The following is a 20,381-nucleotide window of genomic DNA, read 5'->3' on the forward strand; positions in this document are numbered from 1 at the left end:
AAGGAACCGGAATAGTCATCGGCTGGCGTGATCGTCAGACCTTCGAGGTCTGAGGCCGAGAGTGTCCAGGTGCCGTCGCCATTATCGGTACCGGCAGACAACTCGGCGCCATCCGGAACACCGGAGATCGTGATCGACAGAACTTCCGACGCATCAGTCAGGCCCGCGTCAATATCAAGGGCAATTGAACCCTCTTCACTACCCGAAGCGTCAGAGACTTCCAGCGTCGGCGCATCCGCGACACCTTCAACATCAACGGTGATTGAGCCCGATGTAGTTGCGGTATCATCGCCATCAGTCGAGGTAACGGTGACACCCAGATCGAACGAACCGGAATAATCATCGGCGGGCGTAATCGTCAAACCTTCGAGATCAGAGGCAGACAGTGTCCAGGTGCCGTCACCATTATCGGTCCCTGCTGACAGCACAGCTCCTTCGGGCACGCCAGAAATCGTGATCGACAGAACTTCCGACGCATCGGTCAGGCCAGCGTCAATATCGAGCGCAATTGCACCTTCTTCACTGCCAGACGCATCCGACACTTCAAGCGTCGGGGTGTCGGCGACGCCTGCAACTTCAACCTTGATGTCTTCCATCACCACGGCTGTATCATCGCCATCCTTGGTGGAGACGAGTACAGACAGATCAATTTCACCGCTGAAGTCTTCAGGCGGGGTGATGGTCAGGCCTTCGAGTTCGGAAGGATCAAGGGTCCATGTGCCATCGCCATTATTGGTCCCCGCCGACAGTTCTGCACCATCGGGAACACCGGTGATGGTGACTGAGATGCTTTCACTGCCATCAAGAAGTTCGGTGTCGATATCAAGGGCAATCGCGCTATCCTCGCGGCCCGATGCATCGGACACATCAAGTGTTGCACCATCGGCAACACCCCCGACCTCGACCGTAAAGCTTGATGAGGTTGTGCTTGTGCTGCCATTGGCCTCGCGACTGGTCGCGGTTACCGAAAGGGTGAAGCTGCCGCTATAGTCATCCGGGGGCGTGAGTGTCAGTCCCGATAGCTGCCCGGCAGATACGGTCCAGGTGCCGTCGCCATTATCGGTTCCGGCAGACAATACCGCACCATCGGGCACACCTGAGATCGTGATCGAGAGTGTTTCACTGCCACCATCAAGATCATTGAGTGCGGCGGAAACATTAAGCGAAATCGCGCTGTCTTCCGATCCTGTTACATTACTGACCTTCAAATCAGGCGTATCGGCAACCTTGGGCGCCTCGACAGTTTCTTCAACCGTCTCGGTTTCTTCGATGCTTTCGTCTTCTTCGATCAGCTCCAGAATCTCGGTTTCGGCTTCTGGCGTCTGTTCTTCGGGCGGGATGAAGTCCGGGCCACGATCATCACGACCATCCCCGCGGATATCTTCGCGATCACCACGCAAGGCATTGGTATCGTTCGTCGAAAGCGGAATTTCAGGCAATTCGATTGTGCTTGGATCGGATTGCAGCGAGATGTTATCGGCACCATCATTACCGATATTGGTGTCAACGGTGTCGGCACCGGTATCAAGATTGTTCTGAATCTCGGCCGCTTCATTCTGGGCGATGGTTTGCTTTTCGGTCGCCTCTTCGGCCTCGACACGTTCCTGACGCTGGGATGCAGCATTCTGGCGGCGGAAGGCCTGCTGCGCTTCGCCCTGCGGGTTGAAAGCCAGGTTTCCGTACTGGACCGAACCGATTTCCTGTTCGGGCGGTGTGCCAGATTCGTTCTGACCGCCCTGGGTTTCGACCAGTTCGTTCGTTTCGCTGTCCTGCTCGTCCGCGCGCATCAAATCGTCCGATGCAGCGCCCTGATTGAGGTCGCCGCCATCACCGTCACTGCGTGAATTTTCCGTATCGCGAGGATCGTCCGCCATCAAACCCATTCTCCGTAAAGTGCGAGAAGGGTTTCGCCCAACTCACACATCTATACATTAGTATAGAATCCCTAGTTTACACCAGAGAATTGTGCGGCCAGGCAGTAGAAATGACATGATCATTTCCAGCGGGACCAAAAATACGCTCATCGTTCCTTAAACGCTTGATCAAGCGAGACATATACCGGCTTCAGCAAATACTGAAGAAGGGTACGCTCCCCGGTCTGGATGTCCGCCTGGACAGTCATGCCGGGTATGATCTTCTGAGCAACTGCCCCCTCTCCAACCGTGTCAGAATCAAGGGCAACCTTGCCTTTATAATATGGACGTCCCTCTTCATCAACAAAAGTAGATGCAGAAATCGATACCAGTTCGCCGGAAATACCACCATATCGTATAAAGTCAAATGCGCTGACCTTGACCGTCACCGGCTGGCCAAGATGCACATGCCCGATATCCTCGGTTGATATCCGTGTTTCAGCAATCAGATCGTCATCTGCCGGCACCAGCTCCATGACGATCTGGGCCGGGGCTATCACCCCGCCAATTGTCGTGAATTGCAGTCCCTTGATATAACCGCGTGTCGGCGCAACAATTTCCAGACGTGCGACACGATCACGCAGTTTGCGAAGGGCCTCGCGGGTTTGGGCAATTTCACCTCCCAAACGGCCAAGCTCGGTAATGGCTTCTTCACGCTGGCTTTTTTCAAGCTCATTCAAACGCAAATTTGCCTCGGCGATGGTTTCGCGTGCGCGCGCCTGTTCGGCAACAACCCCGGAAAGATTACCCTGTGCCTCGTTCAGTTCGCGCTGGATGTTCAGGAACAGCACCTTGGAGTTCAGCCCCTGTTCATAGAGCGAACGGCGCATGGTCACTTCCTGATTCAACAGATCAACCGACTTGCGCAAGGTGGCTTCCTGTTCGGCCAATTGTGCAAGTTCGGCGTTACGTTCCTTGATCTGGACCTGAAGGATTTCGGACTGGTTATTATCAAGCTCGGTCTGGATGTTGTAAATTTCCTGCTGGTTGCGCGCCAGTTCCGGATATTGCGCAAGCAGGGTTGCAAAATCCGGTTCGCGACCTTCGGCCAAGGCGCGATAGCGTTCGGATTCAAGCTGCAAATTTCCAAGTTTGGTTTCGGTTTGCGAAAGTTCGGCCTGTGCACCATCGGCCTTAAGCCGCATCAAAACCTGTCCCGGCTCAACAAGGTCACCGTCGCGCACCATGATCTGTTCGATGATGCCGCCTTCAAGATGCTGGATCTTGTTCACCGCACCGGTTGGCATCACCTGACCAAAGGTGATGGCGGTTTCCTTGATCTGGGTGGTGGCAGCCCAGGCCACAAGTGCCAGAAAACCAACCGATAGCAGCACCATCGCCGCCCGGACAAAGATCGAAATCCCGCCTTCTTCAAGCAACACCGCGTGCGAAAGATAACGTGCCATGCGCCGGGACCGGCGGAACCGTTCAATCGCAGTATTCTGCACAGCTGCATTGCTCATAGGTAGCCTCCGTCTATCACTTGTTGCTTGATCCGTGCGGGCGGCGCATCACCGCGCAACTGCCCTGCATCAAGAACAAGAATGCGGTCGGCCAGATCAAGGTGACTTGGCCGATGGGTAATCAGGAATATCGTCGAACCGCCGCGCAGGCGGTTGACGGTATGCTGGAAAGCGCGGTCTGCGCGCTGGTCCAGACCATTGGTCGGTTCATCAAACAGAATGATCGGTGCTTCGCGGACAAAGGCACGCGCCAGTGCAAGGCGTTGCAGGAAACTGGCCGAATAACGCGATGAATGCTGATCGCCAATTCGCGTATCGAACCCCTCAGGTAGCGATTCCACTTCCTGCAAGATACCTGCCGACATGCAGGCCATGCGAAGGTCGTCCTGCGATGCCACGGGGTTTGCCAGACGCAAATTCTGTGCAATCGACCCACGGAAGAATTCAATATCCTGCGGCACATAGGAAATCGCCTGCCGCAAGGCTTGCGGGTCCATCTGACGAATATCCGCCCCGTCAATCAGAACGGCACCGGCTTGTGGCTGATACATCCCGGCAATCAGTTTGATCAGGGATGATTTCCCCGCCCCGTTCGCACCGACAACAGCAACAACCTGCCCGGGTTTTATATCGAAACTGACACCGACAAGAGCCGGATCAGAATCCGCCGTATAACGGAAGCTGACACGCGAGAACGTGATCGCACCATCAAAGCGGCGTTGCTCGACCGAGCGCGGCACAAGATCGCCTTCGGGCTGAAGGTTCATCAGACGATTGATTTGCCGGACACTGCCGCGCAGCTGCGCCAGACGCGGCAAGCCAAGAAACGCCTGATTGATCGGCCCCAAAACGCGCCAGGCCAGCATCATGGATGCGACAAGCGCACCGACACTCATCTGCGCATTCATCACGCGATCTGCACCAAATGCCAGAACCAGCGCGCCGGACGTGATCATCAATATCTGTGCGGATGTATTGATCACGTTATTGACCATCGAAACCCGGAAACCGGCATATGCCGTATCAGCCGAAATATCACGGAACCGCGCCAGCCAGCGTTTTTCCGCTGCGGTGTATTTCAGAACCGACATCTTGCCGACAGTTTCCACAAGGAATTCCTGTCGGTTGGCACCATGGCGGCCAAGTTCCGCAACCCGCCGCGACACCACCGGAAAGGTCACAATCCCGATCAGCAAAAAGACCCCGATCAGAGCGATCGGTATAAGGGCCAGCCACCCGCCAAGATAAAACATGACAATCAGGAAGATCGGCACAAACGGCATTTCAAGCATCACCAGTGCCATCGGCCCGGTGAAGAATTCACGCACGCTTTCGAAATCGCGAATACGCGAAATCTGCACACCGACCGGTGCCCGTTCGGTAAAGGCAGGCGGAAGCGATAAAAGGCGTTCGAAAATTGCGCCACTGACAAGCGTATCAAGTCGCGCCCCAAAATGGCTGACGATCTGACTGCGCAATGCGCGTAATATCCAGCCGAGCAAAATGACGATGCCAATACCGATGGAAAACTGGATCAGCATTGGAATCGACCGCGTCCCGATCACCCGGTCATAAATGCCCATGACAAAGATCGGGGTCGCCAATGCCATGATGTTGAGCACCAGCGTCATCAACAATAGCTGATAGCCAAGCGACGAAAATCTGTCGGCGATCCCGCCAAACCATCCGCGTTTGTCATCTTCGAAATAGCGCGCTCGACGATCAGCAGTTGTAAACTGGTAAACCTTCCCCGTCAGGGCCGATGAACGGATCACCATTTCACGGTCCGTCCCGCCGTCAAAGACGCGAATGCCGTTATCTTCGGGGCGAATAACAACCAGTGCCGTGCCGTTATCTGGCACAAACAGGCAGGGCATCATGCGTTCGTCGATCTGGTCAAGGGTCGCAATGATTTCACGCGACTGATAATTCAGATGCGCCAGAACGTTACGAAAATCGGTCAGATCAAGCGCCTGATCCATATGCGGCAAGGCCTCGGCCACCTGACGGGGCAGGCCGCGCCATCCCAGCGCCTGCAGCAATGGCCACAAACATGCGTCAAAGTCCGACTGGGCATCCGTGCTGGCCAGCCCCATGCGGTAGCCCAGCGCATAGTTCATATTCTCAAGCTTTTTCATTCTGCCCCCGTCTCGACTGGTGCGCCGAACGCTGATTGCGCACGCGTGATCCGTGCGTTACTGCGTTTCAGAACAGGGACAAGATGACGATCAACGATCCGGTATTGTTTGTTCGCCAAGGCAATCAGGGATGGGCGATGGGACACCATCACCAATGTGCAGTGTTTTTTAAGTTCAAGCATCAGGCTGGCCATGATGTTGTCACCGGCCATATCGAGTGAACTGTTGGCTTCATCAAACAGGACAATCCGGGGATAGTCGATCAGTGCACGTGCAACGGCAATGCGTTGTTTGACACCACGCGGAAGCGTTTCGGATGCCTGTCCGCCAACTTCGGTGTCATAGCCCTCGGGCATGCGCATGACGATGTCATCAAGACCAAGACGCCGGGAGATTTCAATCACCCGTTCGACCCCGATCTCCTTGCGGAAACCGGTGATATTTTCAAGGATGGTTCCCTTGAACATCACGCCATGCTGCGGCAGATAGGCGATCTGTCGACGGGTTGATTCGGCGCTGTAATCCTTGGGCCTTTTCCCATCAAGCAAGATGTCGCCCTCATCCGGGTGCAAAGCCCCCATCAAAAGCCACAGCAAGGTGGTCTTGCCCGTGCCGTTATCGCCGGTAATGGCAATCGAATCACCCGGTTCAATCACCAGATCAAGCCGGTCGAAGATCTTTTTGCCATCCGCATGGGCGAAACCAAGATTGCGCAACTCGATCTTGCCATTCAGCAATGGCATTTCAGGTGCACCGGGCTTGTCTTCGGGATCAATTTCAAACAGTTCCCTGACGCGCTGGCGGGCAACACGGATGTTCTGGAACTGGGTCCACAGGCTCATGGCACGTTGCAGCGGCTGAATGGATCGTCCCGACAACATCGTACAGGCCGCAAGGCCACCAACGGTAAGCTGCCCTTCAATCACCAGCACACTGCCAATGGCCGCAACCAGCACCATGGTCAGCATCGAAAAGGTTGCACTGGCATTTACCGCGGCGTGCGCTGATCGAGCTGCAAGCTGGTCATCACCGGAACATTGTTCCTGAAGCTGTTCATGACGACGCACCATCAGGTTTTCCATCGCCATCGACTTGATGGTGTGAATACCCGTCAGCGTTTCGATAATGAAATTATAGCGCCGTTCGTCAGACTGGCTGCGCTTGTCGAGCGCATTGCGCAACTGCCGACCAAGAATTGATGCCGTGACAAAAAATGCAACAAGAATGCCCAGCGGCACCGCGACAAGAACACCGCCAATAATGGCAATCAGCGCAAGAAACAGGATGATGAAAGGTAAATCGACAATCGCGCCGATTGCCTGCCCGGCATAGAAATCACGCAACAGGTTCAAGCTGTTAAGCCGTTGCAGATGAAGACCCGGCGCGGTCTTGTCATAGTCGATCAAACTTGTTGAAAGCAGATGGCCAATCGCCCTTTGCGAACTTTCATGTTCGAACTTTGCCGCGGACAGGGAAGATATATAGGCGCGCCCAAGACGCAGCATTGCCTCAACCAGCAAGGCTCCAAGCACGCCAAGAATAAGAAGCGTCAAAGTCGGGATCGAATTGTGCGGCAACACACGATCATAGACCTGCAGCAGGGTGATGGGCAGGGCAAGCGACAGCAGGTTGATTACCAAAGCGGCAATCAAAAGCGAAAAACGGCCTGCGCGCAAATGCGACAAAGTCCCGATATTCAATCCCGGCCGGCGTGTCATAAAACGAGAATGCTCCAGCTCATACAGATCAACACCATCCAAAAGAGGGTGAATTATACCATTAGATAGGATGCATAACGGATCACTAAACCCGGCGCAAGAAATTCATGCACAATTTACAACCTGATGACATTCAGATTCACGCCATCCTGGCTTTGAACCACATAGCTTCCGGTCACATCAGAACAACCTTGATAAAGGTCTATCCAACATCCCCGTCACCACGCAATCGGTCGAGCGCCCTGCGCTCGGCTTTGGTCGGCCGTCCGGCACCGGCTTCACGTTCGGCAACCGGTGCGGTTCGTATATCAGACGCCACTTCTTTTTTGGGCATTCTTGGCGGCGAGTGATCCACATAAAGTGCCTGTGCCTCAGGGGCCGGGCCGCGGCGTTCGCCAAGTGCGACAACCTCGACTACTCGCAGATGCGGCCCCTGAAAGAACTGAAGCCTGTCGCCCGCAACGACTGAAACACTCGCCTTGGAAACCGACTGACCGTTCAGAACAATGTGCCCTGACTGACAGGCCTTGCTGGCAAGCGATCTGGTTTTATAAAACCGTGCATGCCACAACCACTTATCAATCCTGAGCTTTTCAGTCTGTTCCTTCACAGCCATTCGCATCTCATAACCGTCTGATTAACTTACATTTGGAACGCAGAACGGCGACCCGCAAGGATCGCCGTTCAACAGATCAAATTTGCTGCAATCAGCCTTTGGCTGCCAGCATTTCCTTAAGCTTGGCAAAAGGCGAATCTTCGTTGATCTGGTTGTTCTTTTCGGGCGCCTGACCACGTCCGCCCGGCTTGCCACCGCGGCCACCCTTGCCGCCCTGGTTCGGACGATTATTGCCGCCCTTGCCTTTGGGGCCGCCTTTGCCACGCGTTTCCTGACGCGGGCCGCGCTGACCGCGACCGGCACCACCACGTTTGCGACGATCAACACGGACGAAGAATTTGACTTCGACCAGTTCATCACCATCGGCGTCGGTTTCGACTGCGTCGGTTGCATCAGCCGCGTCTTCGGCCTTGGCCGGTGCTGCTTCTGATGCTTCTGCCTCTGCAGCCTCTGCCGGTGCAGCTTCACTGCTTTCAGCAGCCGGTGCTTCTTCGGCTTTGACTTCAGCTTCTGCCTTGGCGGGTTCTTCGGCCTTTTTCTCGGCTTCCTTGGCAAGAAGTTCGGACTTCTTGACCTTGGTTACCTCGGCGCGCCAGCCAAGTGCGGTAAAGACGCCCTCGGCCTGTTCGACGGTGCAGCCCAGAAGCGACAGCAGATCAGGGTCCGGACGAACCTTGCCATCATTTTCACGTGCCTTCTGACGCAGAAGGGCCGCGAAACGTTCAAGCATGTCCACACGTGCGGCAAGCGGGCCGACCGGCATGTAACCGGCAGCAAGATAGAAGCCCTTGGAATTTGCACGATCATTGGGAACCGAGGTCCGGCCCGCAGGCGGCAATTCCGGAAGCGCATCGAGTTCGCGGGCAACCGCCCACAAAATACCGCGCAGCTCAACCGGATCAGGTTTGAGCGCGTCAAGCACATGGACGGTTTCAACACCAAGACGCACGCCAAGTTTGGCAAGCGCCTTGCGGTCTTCGTCCGACAGATCCTTGACCAAGCTTTCGAGTTCCGAGCGCGGAACGCAGCCCAGACCTTCGTTCAGCTGGAACAGAAGACCACGAATCGGCCCCGAAAGCTGACAATCGCGCAGACGGGTCAGCATTTTAAGGCGGGCTTCGATGTGGGCATTGACGAAATTCTGAAGACGGGTACGAACCCGTTCGCGTGTAGGACCGTCAAAGAACTCGCTGTCGATCACCTGAACGTCGGGTGACAGAACAGTGTCACCTTTTTTCAGCACACCAACCTGCGCGCCGTTCCAGAGGACATCAAGCTGCCCATTCACCGCGAATTTATCGTCTTCGTCGGTTTCAAGTTGTTTGACGCGCTGGGCGATTTCGCCAGTCAACGCGCGGCGTGCGGCACTGGCAATAGCCTTGCCTTCGAAAGCAGCATCGGTTTCATCAGGGATGAAACGGAATCCATCAAGACGGCCGACAAATTCACCTTCGACCTGTACTTCACCATTCGCAGTGATGGTAGACATGAGTTCAGACTTGTCCTTGAGACTTTTCAATAAAACCGAGGTCCGTCTGTCAACGAACCTTTGGGTCAGGCGTTCATGTAGCACATCTGAGAGCTTATCCTCAATGGCCCGCGTGCGTTCCTGCCAATGATTGGCATCTTCGAGCCAGTGATGTTTGTGCGATACATATGTCCAGACGCGAATACCTGCCAAACGTGATGACAACTGATCGATATCACCATCATAACGATCCAGACGCAAGACTTGTTCACCCAACCAGTCGATGGGCAGCTTGCTTCCGGGTTTCGCGAGATAGCGATAGATAGATGTTAGCAGTCTTGGATGGGCATCGGTATGGATATTTCTGAAATCGGGAATCTGGCAGACTTCCCACAATAACTGGACCCGATCGGGCGCCGTTGCGATCCGTGCGACATCTTCGTTATGCGAAAGATGATCAAGCATGATTTCATCAACCGGCTCACGTGCCAGAATAAGGGTCGGATCATCGGACCGGCGACGCAGAGACTTCTGCAACGCATCGACTGACCGGAAATCAAGTCGGGCATTGCGCCAGAAAACTTTGGCAAGCGGTTCGAACTCATGTGCTTCGATCTGTTCGATAATATCGGGATCAACCCCCGACAGGTTTCCGGTAACACCAAACGTGCCGTCATTCATGTGACGGCCAGCACGACCGGCAATCTGTGCGGTTTCCGCCGCTGTCAAACCACGATTGAACTTGCCATCGAACTTGGTCAGCGCCGCAAAGGCCACATGGTTCAGATCAAGGTTAAGCCCCATGCCGATGGCATCGGTCGCAATCAGATGTTCAACTTCGCCATTCTGGAACATCTCGACCTGGGCATTGCGGGTGCGCGGGCTGAGCGCGCCAAGAACCACGGCTGCCCCGCCCTTCTGGCGACGCACCAGTTCGGCCACGGCATAGACTTCCTGTGCAGAAAAAGTCACCACCGCCGACTGGGACGGAAGACGCTGAATTTTCTTGGACCCGTTATAGGTCAGTGTCGAAAAGCGTTCGCGTCGATCAAATTCGACATTCTCAACCAGCTTGCGGATAACCGGCCGAATGGTTTCGGCCCCCATGAACATGGTTTCGGAACGTCCGCGTGCATGCAACAAACGGTCGGTAAAGACATGCCCGCGTTCCGGATCAGCACACATCTGGATTTCGTCAATCGCCAGAAAGTCGACCTGCTTGGCAACTGGCATGGCTTCGACGGTACACAGGAAGTAGCGTGCCGTTTTCGGAAGGATGCGTTCTTCGCCGGTGATCAGGGCCACAGCCCCCTTGCCGACCTTTTCCACTGCACGGTCATAGTTTTCACGTGCCAGCAATCGCAACGGGAACCCGATCATCCCGGTCGTGTGCGCCAACATCCGTTCCATGGCCAAATGGGTCTTGCCGGTGTTGGTCGGCCCCAATATGGCAAGGATACGGGGACCGGTTCGGGTTGAAATCTGCATCAAACTTTTCCAATCGACAGCCCAATGATCCGGACTGTCGCAATCTTTGGGCCTTTCAACACGCGAACCGGCGGGATGTCAAGCATTCTGCCTGTGCCCGGCCATGCGCAAACTGCAGAACTGTACAAGATTTCACAGGTTCAGCAATTCAGTTGACCGGGCGATCAACGCGATAACCGGGGTCTTAATGTTCTTCAAGTTCAAGCAACCGCGCACCGGGCCCATCGACGGCAAGCTCGTCGGCCGGATTGCGCAGCGGACAATCGGAGATCGACAGGCACCCGCAACCGATACATTGCCCAAGCTGATCACGCAGCCGGGTAAGCTGTTCGATCCGCTCGTTGAGGTCATCGCGCCACTGCGATGACAGCTTTGCCCAGTCCTTGGCCGTTGGCACGGTGTTGGGCGGCAACTTGTCAAATGCATCGCCAATTTCCGAAAGCGGAATCCCGGTTTTCTGCGCGACCTTGATGATGGCAAGTTTACGCAGCACACCACGGTGAAACCGGCGCTGGTTCCCGTCCGTACGGATCGAACTGATCAGTCCCTTGCGCTCGTAAAAATGCACAGCCGATACAGCAATTCCGCTGCGACTGGCGACTTCCCCGACACTCAGATAACGCTGTAAAACGCCGCAACCCGTCATTTTCCCCCTCCTGCATTGCGCCTTGTCACCGACATGAAAATTCACCCTTGACCTTAATATTGGTTGAGGTTTTAGAAACTTACGCATTGAAGAGAAATTATCAAGGAGTCAAATCCATGAAAGAGACATTCAATGTCGCCATCATCTATGGCAGCGCACGTGAAGGCCGGTTTTGTGACGTTGTTGCCCGGTGGGCGATCGAGACACTCAAAACCGATCATGACATTTCAATTGATACGATTGATCCGGCCACCCTTAACTTGCCAGCTTTCCATGTCGGGGCACAGCATCCCGCTGTTCAGCATCTTCATGTAACACTGGCAGAGGCCGATGCTTTTATCGTCGTCACACCGGAATACAATCACAGCTTCACGGGCGAGTTGAAGCTTCTGATTGATGCCGCCAAACAGGAATGGAGACGCAAACCGGTGGCCTTTGTTTCCTATGGTGGAATGTCTGGCGGACTGCGTGCTGTTGAACAGCTGCGACTGGTCTTTGCCGAATTACAGGCCGTCACAATGCGCGACGTCGTGAGTTTCGCCAATGCATGGGACCGCTTTGACGAAGACGGACAGCCCCTGGAACCGGTTGGTGCCAAGGCAGCACTCCATAACATGACAACTGACCTGAAATGGTGGGCAGGCGCATTGCGCGAAGCCCGCTATCCGCAAAGCAAACATCAACTTACGGAGGCCGTGGCATCATGACGCCAACCAACCCGCCAAGTGACGAAGTCATCACACTTAGCAAGGTGACGCCAAAGGCCGGGCAGAAAGACAGCTTTGTTGAAATCCAGACACAATTCCAGCAAAGCGTCGCCCCGGAAATCGAAGGCCTTATTGGCGGGCGGTTTTATGCCGCCGAAGACGGAGAATCCTTTGTCATTATGTCGCGATTTCGATCCCGCGACGATCTGGACAACTGGACCGGCTCCCCGCGCTTTGCCGAACATATGAACCGCGTGCGCCCCCTTCTTGAAGCAGCAAAGCCCGGCCGCTTCACCGCGCTGTATCAGTCCGGAACTGTTTGAGCTCCCCCGCCTCCCCCGCAGCAGTTTCGGGCTGATACATTCCCTGCACCTCCCTTTGCGCCACCCTTTGCGCCACCCGTGCAAAAGTGATTTCCAAACGCAAAACGGGGCGACCATCCGGTCGCCCCGCCTGCCTTTCCATATCGAACAGGAACCTTAGTGATTACGCATCTTGTCGGCATATTCCTTGAGCTGCCGACGCGCCGCCTGGAAACTGTTTTTCAGCGCAATATAGACATCCTCATGCGCATGATCGGCGCTATCACGCTTCACCATGATTTCCTTGCCAGGCACATTAATGCCGAAATGCACGGCAAAGCGGTTTCCATGGTTATGGGAAGCATGGGGTCGTTCCACCACGACATGACAACTTGTCATGCGATCGAAGGTTTCTTCCAGTTTTTGCACCTTGAAACGGATACGCTCGTCAAGCGCATCAGACTGATCAACATCACGGTAGGTGATTTGAACGGGAACCTTCATGATACGGCCTCCTGTTTAAAGCCTTGGACGCAAAGCAGGGCGTTGCACCCTGCCGTTCACCCCCGAAACTTTTACCGTTCCGGGATTTTTAGGGGCGTTATTGTCTGGTTTGTACGCCCCTGATAAAAACCGTCTATATTTATACTTAGGATACAGGACTTGCGCTGCAAGGTGCGTTGACGCATATCAAGCTCGGTCGAAACCAGACCATTGCGTTGGTTGGCCTTCTGCCTCATCAGGGGAAGGTCCTCAGATCATTGAATTACAGGAGAAAAAAGAGGTCATGACGGAAGAAAAAATGCGGTTCGAGGCCGAGGTCAGTCGACTGCTCGATATCGTTGTCCATTCCCTTTATTCGAACAAGGACATCTTCCTGCGCGAGCTGATCTCCAATGCTTCTGATGCGTGCGACAAGCTGCGTTACGAAGCAATTGCCAAACCGGAACTGCTCGCTGGCGACGCTGAATTCAAGGTCCGCCTGCTTACGGATAATGTTCGCAATGTTCTGACGATTGCCGATAACGGGATCGGGATGAACAAGGAAGACCTGATTGACAATCTTGGCACCATTGCCAATTCGGGAACCGCGAAGTTCCTTGATGCCGTATCAAAGTCAGACAATCCCAAGGATGTTGACCTGATTGGCCAGTTTGGTGTCGGTTTCTATTCCGCCTTCATGGTGGCAAGTCAGGTCGATGTCGTAAGTCGAAAGGCTGGCGAGGATCAGGCATGGAAATGGTCATCGGACGGCAAGGGCGAATACACCATCGCCGAAACCGAGATGGAAGGCCGCGGCACACAGATCACCCTGCATCTGACTGACGAATTCAAGGAATTTACCGAGGAATATCGCCTGCGCCACATCGTCAAAACCTATTCCGATCATATCGGTATCCCGGTTGTCCTGATGAAAGCCGACGGAGACGAAACGCTGAACGAGGCATCCGCCCTTTGGACGCGCCCGAAATCAGATGTCACCGACGAGCAATACAAGGAATTCTATAAACACAATTCCCATGCCTTCGACGATCCCTGGAAAACCATCCACTATCAGGCCGAAGGCGCGATTGAATATACCGGTCTTCTGTATCTGCCGACCATGCGCCCGTTTGATCTTTATGATCCGCAGCGCAAAGGCCATCTGAAACTGTATGTTCGAAAGGTCTTTATTACCGAGGGCGCAGACGAACTTCTTCCGCCGTGGCTGCGCTTTGTATCGGGTGTGGTCGACAGTCAGGACCTGCCGCTTAACGTCTCGCGTGAGATGCTTCAGCACAATCCCGTCCTGACCAAGATCAAAAACGGCCTGACCAAGAAAGTCCTGTCCGAACTTGAAACCGCTGCCAAGAAAGACAGTGAAGGGTTCGAAAAGTTCTGGGAAAACTTTGGTGCCGTCGTCAAGGAAGGCCTCTACGAAGATCAGTCGAACCGTGCCCGCATCCTCAAGATCGCCAAATTCCGCTCGACCAAGGGTGATGGCTGGACCACGTTGGCCGAATATGTCGAACGCATGAAAGAAGGCCAGAAGGCCATCTATTATATCAGTGGCGAAGACATTGATGCGCTTAAACGCAGCCCGCAGCTTGAAGGCTTTGCAGCCAAAGGCATTGAAGTTCTGCTTCTGACTGATCCGGTTGATGAATTCTGGATGCCATCGGTTGGCCAGTTTGAAGAAAAGGACTTCAAATCGGTAACCCGTGGTGGTGCAGACCTTAATGACGTCAAAGCCGACGACAAGGATGATAGCAAGGATGCGAAAAAGGACGAGGCGGCAAGTGATGCATCACTTGATGCCCTGATTGCATCAATCAAGATCGCCCTTGGCACCGGTGTTAAGGATGTTCGCGAATCTGATCGTCTGACCAGTTCGGCCTGCTGCCTGATCGCCGATGAAACCGGTATGGATTTGCGCATGGAACGCCTGATGAAACAACACAACCGTGTTGACGAAATCAGCCCGCGCATTCTTGAAATCAATCCGAAACACAGCCTGATCAAAAAGCTGTCTGACGTTGCGATCAAGGATGCCAAGGCACCGATCCTCAATGACGCCGCTTTGCTTCTGCTGGATCAGGCCCGCATTCTTGAAGGCGAAGCCCTGCCCGACCCGGTCAGCTTTGCCCGTCGCCTTGATCTGATCATGGAAAAAGGTCTGGGTGCCTGACACCTGATAGACGACCCGACATTATCAACGGCGCATCAAAAGATGCGCCGTTTTCTTTTGGGAAATCGCAAAATTTAAAATGCTTATTTACCAACAACGGGCATAAAGGCCCCACATGTGAAAGAACCTGTGAACGAACGGGAAGGCCCGATACACCATGACCGCGATGATGAACTGGCAAAAACTGTTGTCACCCGCCCGGCTTGGCACCCGTCATTCCAGTGTCGGGGCGTTTGGTCGATCCGACTTTCACAAGGATTATGACCGCATCATCTTTTCTTCAGCTTTCCGCCGCCTGCAACGCAAGACGCAGGTTCATCCGCTGCCGGAAAATGACAATGTCCATACCCGCCTGACCCATAGCCTTGAGGTCTCATGCATCGGACGTTCGCTGGGCTTGATGATTGGTCATCGTTTACATGAAAAAGGCAGTCTTCCCGATACGATTGATCCCGACCATATGGCCGCGATCGTTCAGGCCGCCGCGCTGTGTCACGATATCGGCAACCCGCCTTTTGGTCATGCCGGGGAATATGCAATCCGCCAGTGGTTCATTGATGCCGATCCTTCTTTTACCCGCAGCCTGACCGCCGAACAGTTCGCTGATCTGACCACCTATGAAGGAAATGCTCAAGGGTTCCGGCTTCTGACCAACAAACGGACTGGTCTGTATGATGGCGGGATGCGTTTGACCTATGCGACACTGGCAAGCTTCCTGAAGTATCCCTGGTCTGCATCGGGCAGCCCCTTCCCGCAGAAAAAGAAATTTGGCGCCTTCCAAAAGGAATTTTCCCTGCTTGAAGAAGTCGCCGACGCCACGGGCCTGATCCGCACCGGTGATCAGTCATTTTGCCGCCATCCGCTGGTTTATCTGGTCGAGGCCGCTGACGATGCTTGCTATGCCCTGATCGATATCGAAGACGGGGTGGAACTTGAACTGGTCGATTTCCGGGTTCTTGAAGAAATGCTTCGTCCCTGTATCGCGGGTGATCTTCCGGCGGAATATGACCGCGAACCCAATGCCAGTCGCAAAATCTCGTTCCTGCGTGGCAAGATCATGACCGGGATTCTTGCTGCGCTGGTGGATGCCTTCGTCGCCAACGAGGACGCCCTTCTGGCAGGAGAGTGGAAAGGTGACCTTCTGGCCTGTGCAAGTGGTCCCTATAACGAGCTGATCACGACAGCAAAGTCATTCTCGGAAAAGCAGATCATTCTGAACCGCCGCAAGGTTCAGATTGAAGTGGGGGCCTTTGCCCATCTGGAAACCCTGCTTGATACCTTCTGCAAGACCGCGCTTGAGGTTCACAATGCCGGTTCCGAAGCGGACCTTCCATATCGTGCCGGGCGCGTACGCGAACTGATTGGCAATGACGCGATGCCGGTTGGTGCATCGCTTTATGATTTGTATCTGGTGATCCTTGATTATGTGTCGGGCATGACAGATGATTTTGCGGCCCGGCTGGCGCGCGACATTGGCGGCGGACAGCACTAACTGATGTGGATGCTTGGTCCCTTTATTGCCCGTTATCGCAGAAGAACAGCCTTCTTTGCCGCAACCGCAATTGCCGTTGTGGTTTATGGGCTGGTTGAACAAAGCACCCGTCCCGAGGTCGCCGCATGGTATTGGCCCGCAATAGCCGGTGCCATCAGCTTCACATTGACCCGTTTTATCGTTTCACGGCTGATTGCGCGCTTTGTGGGCGGTGTTCGCCGTCACCTGCGCTAAGGTTTAATTCAGTCCCTAAAATGCAAAAGGCAGGCCCCAAGGCCTGCCTTTTACCTGGATTTCATGTCCGGCTGCCACGCAGCACAGACAGTGTCAGTTATTCCTGACCGCCACCCATGGCACTGCTGATTTTCTTGTCAGTATTATACTGGCTAAGAGAATAGACCGCCCAGATCGCAGCCGGAACCCAACCAACCACAGTTATCTGCAAGATGAGGCAGATAATGCCTGCAATAGGACGTCCGATGGTGAAGAACAGTAACCAGGGCAGAAGAAGTGCGATCAAAAGACGCATGGATGTGATCCCCTTGTTGCTTGGACGCGCTTACATGCCGTCGCTAAAGGTGACAACGACAACACGGTTGCCCTGCTCGGCAACACCGTCATCGGTGGAAACCGGAACATTGGCTTCGCCGCTGATGCTAATCGCAAGCTTGCTTGCCGGCACACCGCCGTCACGAAGTGCTTTCACAACGGCATCAACACGCGATTTTGCAAGGATGTCGTTATACATCGCATCGCCTGCACGGTCGGCATAGGCAACCAGGCTGATCGATGCCGGTTCATATTTGCCATATGCCTCGACAATACCGTCGATGACCGACATGCCTTTGGTGTCGATTGCAGCGCTGTCAAAGCCGAAATAGACATTCATCGGAACCGGCATCGGCATTGCAGCCATCGGGGCCGGTGCGGTGTCGAGTTCAGCCTGAACGATGGCGAGTGCCTGATAGAAAGCAGAACGGCAGTTGTCGATGTCTTCCTGCTGAATGTTTTCTTCAAGTTCCTGCAACCAGCAATCGAAGCTTGACTGTGCACGCGCAGCGGCCGTTGCAGCCTTTTCACGACCACCGGCATCAAGTGCTGCCATCAGGTCGCTACGTGCAACTTCCACTTCGCCTTCGGTGCCTGCTGGCAGGGTACGTTCGGAAATCATCTGCGGGCCGGTATCCTGGCTCATCGCAGCCATTTTCGAACGGCTGGTGAAGTAACGTGCATCGCTCCAATCGGCTTCGTCATACTCGGCCTGTGCGAGATCAGCGTAATTCTGGTGAAGAGCTGCATCAAATGCCGACCCTTCGTCAGCCATGTCACGCACCCCTGGAATGTTCATATTCGCGCACGCGCTCAGAAAGGCTGCGGCGGAAACAACGGCGAGCAGTTTAGCTTTCATCGGTGTTACTCCTTGTCTGACCGACATTCTTTATCCCAATCCCAATTTCGTTTCGGTGGTTATCATCAAACCGGACTTCAATGGATTATGACGACCACCAGACAGGTCATTTTTTTGCCTGTCACTTGCACCATATCGTTGTTGCAGTCGATCAGATCACAGACCTGACCCCGAATTTTGACACGTAACTTGCACTCACGCCCCAATGCCCCAAAACGATATGAGGGGGATATAATTACCCCTATCCAAGAATATATAGAAGTCAATTTCATGAAAAAAAGCAGTGGGATAGAGAAAATTCATAATCTTTTCGGTTCCAATCCCTGCGCAGGTGCCCGCACCGCAACGGTTTAACGGCCCAATCATCGACCGGAAAACTACAAAACACTGCGCGACCAACACGAAAAAGGCCTGATCAGACTTGCCACCTGATCAGGCCCCGGATTTTCAACGCTCAATGGTGATCAGACAGATCAATCAGATGATCCGCCAAACAGTCCTTTGACTGCTCCACCAAGTGCTTCGGCACCATCCTTGACCGACGAGCCACCAGTGCTCGCAGCGCCCCCAACAGCACCAACGACACCTTTGCCAAGATCGCCAACGCCCTGCAGCAGACCGTCAACATTCAAACTCGAAACGGCCTTGAAGACTGACGCGTTGATGGCGGTCAGAATTTCACTAGCAACTTCTGCCGGAGTTGCACCGCCATCGTCCTTACCAACATCTTCAAGATGAATTTCCGGAAGGCTTGCTGAAAGCTTTTTACCCTGCAGCAAAGCGGCTGACACACCGACATTGCCGTTACGAACATATACGTCATCAATGATAATTTTGGTGCTCGAACCGGCGTCTTCGCTGGCAGCTGTATCCGTCGCCCCATCTGCACCACCTGCGCCGGTCGGTCCCGAAACACGCTGAACAAAACTTTCAACATTGCGCTGAATGGTTGCGATGTTCGAGCTGCCATTGCCAAGCTCATAGGTAACACTTGGCGCATCGACAACGACTTCGATAATACGAATGGTATCACTGGTCAGCGTTGTTCCGTCAAGGCGCACCGAAATATTGCCTAGCGAGAAGGCATAATCCGTTTTGAACCCGTCGGGATTACCAACAACCAGCCCCGTGATGCCTGCCGTATTTTGTGTGGGTTCGATCGTCACACCATCGACGGTCACTTCCGCCAGGGTCACACGTGTTCCGGCCTTTTCGATGGTCGTTTTGACGATATCGTCGAGATTGACATAGACATATACAAGTCCGCCCACGACCAGAACGATGATCGCTGCCAAACCAATCAGTATCTTTTTCATTGCCCGTATCCTGCTTAATTTGCCACCAAAACAATCCGACATTGTCCACATGGGTATATGTTTGGTTGCGTTCAAGCAAAAGAGTTGCGCCGATCAGCACAACAATCAAGTTATTTTGCCAAGTTATTTTACATGACAAAACAGCGGACTAGGTTTCCCCGGCCCGCTGTTTTCACTCAATCGAAACGCGATCTGGTTACAGGTTGAATTCCACAACCACCGGCGCGTGATCGGATGGTTTTTCCCAGTCACGTGCAAGGTCATAGACCGATGCAGTCCGGACCGTCCCGGCCATATTCGGGGTCATCCAGACATGATCCAGACGACGTCCCTTATTACTGCCGCGCCAGTCACGAGAACGATAGCTCCACCAGCTAAACAGCTTTTCGGGTTCCGGAACAACTTCGCGTACTGAATCAATGAAGTCGCCTGACTGGCGGAACTTCTCAAGAATTTCGACCTCGATCGGTGTGTGGCTGACGACCCGAAGAAGCTGCTTGTGCGACCAGACGTCGTTCTCTGACGGGGCAATGTTGAAATCGCCAACCAGAACGGCCTTGCGGTTCGGATCAGCAGCACGACGGTCGGTCCACCAGGTGGTCATCTCGTCGATAAAGGACAGCTTGTGGGCAAATTTCTCGTTGATCGCCGGATCGGGTTCATCACCGCCCGCCGGGATATAGAAATTGTGCAGCTCGACACCATTTTCGAATTTCGCCATGCAGTGACGGCGATCTTCCTTGCCACAGAAATGCTTGATGTCAGTTTCGACGAAAGGCATTCGTGAAACAATCGCCACCCCGTTATAGCTTTTCATACCGTGGTTGTGACGATGAACATAGCCAGCAGCCTCAAATGCCTCATGAGGGAAATGCTCATCAGGGCATTTCAGTTCCTGAAGACACAGCGCATCGGGTTGCTGATCTTCAAGAAATTTGATGACCTGCTCGATGCGCAGGCGGACGGAATTGATATTCCAACTTACAATTTTCAAAACGGGCTCCGTTCAAATCCTGTTCGGGAAAGGCCCCTGCCCCA

16 protein-coding genes and 1 pseudogene are annotated in these 20,381 nt (G+C 54.1%); 5 read left to right on the forward strand and 12 right to left on the reverse strand.

Translation table 11 applies throughout. The annotated features are described in order from the left end of the window. The 7 genes and pseudogenes from WA318_RS19180 to soxR all read right to left on the reverse strand — a co-directional run. Positions 1 to 1,874, reverse strand: a pseudogene (locus WA318_RS19180) (hypothetical protein); the annotation flags it as partial. Between the two features lie 146 nt (positions 1,875 to 2,020). After that, on the reverse strand, positions 2,021 to 3,376 hold the full coding sequence (locus tag WA318_RS19185; protein WP_336083745.1) for an HlyD family type I secretion periplasmic adaptor subunit: 1,356 nt from the start codon (positions 3,374 to 3,376) through the stop codon (positions 2,021 to 2,023). Further along, entirely contained in the window at positions 3,373 to 5,514 is a 2,142-nt protein-coding gene (locus WA318_RS19190) for a peptidase domain-containing ABC transporter (RefSeq protein WP_336083747.1), read from the reverse strand. Before WA318_RS19190 ends, WA318_RS19185 begins: the two co-directional genes overlap by 4 nt. Next, entirely contained in the window at positions 5,511 to 7,232 is a 1,722-nt protein-coding gene (locus WA318_RS19195) for a peptidase domain-containing ABC transporter (RefSeq protein ID WP_336083749.1), read from the reverse strand. Before WA318_RS19195 ends, WA318_RS19190 begins: the two co-directional genes overlap by 4 nt. Positions 7,233 to 7,434: 202 nt before the next feature. Further along, on the reverse strand, positions 7,435 to 7,848 hold the full coding sequence (locus WA318_RS19200) for an RNA-binding S4 domain-containing protein (protein ID WP_114098252.1): 414 nt from the start codon (positions 7,846 to 7,848) through the stop codon (positions 7,435 to 7,437). 91 nt (positions 7,849 to 7,939) lie between these two features. Next, on the reverse strand, positions 7,940 to 10,804 hold the full coding sequence (locus WA318_RS19205) for a helicase-related protein (protein WP_336083752.1): 2,865 nt from the start codon (positions 10,802 to 10,804) through the stop codon (positions 7,940 to 7,942). Positions 10,805 to 10,988: 184 nt separating this feature from the next. Beyond that, the gene (gene soxR, locus WA318_RS19210; protein ID WP_114098250.1) at positions 10,989 to 11,450 is read right to left on the reverse strand and encodes a redox-sensitive transcriptional activator SoxR; all 462 of its coding nucleotides are present in this window, start codon (positions 11,448 to 11,450) and stop codon (positions 10,989 to 10,991) included. Positions 11,451 to 11,566: 116 nt separating this feature from the next. Between soxR and WA318_RS19215 the strand changes: the two genes are divergently transcribed. Continuing rightward, the gene (locus tag WA318_RS19215) at positions 11,567 to 12,157 is read left to right on the forward strand and encodes an NADPH-dependent FMN reductase (protein WP_336083755.1); all 591 of its coding nucleotides are present in this window, start codon (positions 11,567 to 11,569) and stop codon (positions 12,155 to 12,157) included. Next, positions 12,154 to 12,480 carry a putative quinol monooxygenase gene (locus WA318_RS19220; RefSeq protein ID WP_336083757.1) on the forward strand — a complete coding sequence of 109 codons (327 nt, stop codon included), beginning with the start codon at positions 12,154 to 12,156 and terminating at the stop codon, positions 12,478 to 12,480. Before WA318_RS19215 ends, WA318_RS19220 begins: the two co-directional genes overlap by 4 nt. Positions 12,481 to 12,636: 156 nt before the next feature. Here WA318_RS19220 and WA318_RS19225 read toward each other — a convergent pair whose 3' ends face one another. Then, positions 12,637 to 12,963 carry an HPF/RaiA family ribosome-associated protein gene (locus WA318_RS19225; protein WP_033067024.1) on the reverse strand — a complete coding sequence of 109 codons (327 nt, stop codon included), beginning with the start codon at positions 12,961 to 12,963 and terminating at the stop codon, positions 12,637 to 12,639. 283 nt (positions 12,964 to 13,246) lie between these two features. Between WA318_RS19225 and htpG the strand changes: the two genes are divergently transcribed. The 3 genes from htpG to WA318_RS19240 all read left to right on the forward strand — a co-directional run bounded on the left by htpG (position 13,247) and on the right by WA318_RS19240 (position 16,853). Then, positions 13,247 to 15,127: a molecular chaperone HtpG gene (gene htpG, locus WA318_RS19230; RefSeq protein ID WP_336083761.1), complete on the forward strand. Its 1,881-nt coding sequence runs from the start codon at positions 13,247 to 13,249 to the stop codon at positions 15,125 to 15,127. A gap of 157 nt (positions 15,128 to 15,284) precedes the next feature. Continuing rightward, on the forward strand, positions 15,285 to 16,619 hold the full coding sequence (locus tag WA318_RS19235) for a deoxyguanosinetriphosphate triphosphohydrolase (protein ID WP_258548694.1): 1,335 nt from the start codon (positions 15,285 to 15,287) through the stop codon (positions 16,617 to 16,619). Between the two features lie 3 nt (positions 16,620 to 16,622). Further along, positions 16,623 to 16,853, forward strand: coding sequence for a hypothetical protein (locus tag WA318_RS19240; RefSeq protein ID WP_336083763.1), 231 nt, complete (start codon positions 16,623 to 16,625; stop codon positions 16,851 to 16,853). Between the two features lie 97 nt (positions 16,854 to 16,950). Here WA318_RS19240 and WA318_RS19245 read toward each other — a convergent pair whose 3' ends face one another. The 4 genes from WA318_RS19245 to xth all read right to left on the reverse strand — a co-directional run bounded on the left by WA318_RS19245 (position 16,951) and on the right by xth (position 20,337). Further along, complete coding sequence (locus tag WA318_RS19245) at positions 16,951 to 17,148, reverse strand: YqaE/Pmp3 family membrane protein (RefSeq protein WP_114098245.1); 198 nt, start codon at positions 17,146 to 17,148, stop codon at positions 16,951 to 16,953. A gap of 30 nt (positions 17,149 to 17,178) precedes the next feature. Then, positions 17,179 to 18,027, reverse strand: a complete 849-nt coding sequence (locus WA318_RS19250; RefSeq protein WP_114098244.1) for an OmpA family protein — start codon at positions 18,025 to 18,027, stop codon at positions 17,179 to 17,181. Between the two features lie 473 nt (positions 18,028 to 18,500). After that, positions 18,501 to 19,343 (reverse strand): hypothetical protein, encoded by an 843-nt coding sequence (locus WA318_RS19255; RefSeq protein ID WP_336083766.1) that lies wholly within the window; start codon positions 19,341 to 19,343, stop codon positions 18,501 to 18,503. A 196-nt stretch (positions 19,344 to 19,539) separates the two neighbouring features. After that, a complete protein-coding gene (gene xth / locus WA318_RS19260; protein WP_114098242.1) occupies positions 19,540 to 20,337 on the reverse strand; it encodes an exodeoxyribonuclease III in 798 nt (265 codons plus the stop codon). Positions 20,338 to 20,381 lie beyond the last annotated feature (44 nt).

This window comes from Thalassospira sp. CH_XMU1448-2 (genome assembly GCF_037027285.1).
GTDB classification, from domain to species: domain Bacteria; phylum Pseudomonadota; class Alphaproteobacteria; order Rhodospirillales; family Thalassospiraceae; genus Thalassospira; species Thalassospira profundimaris_C.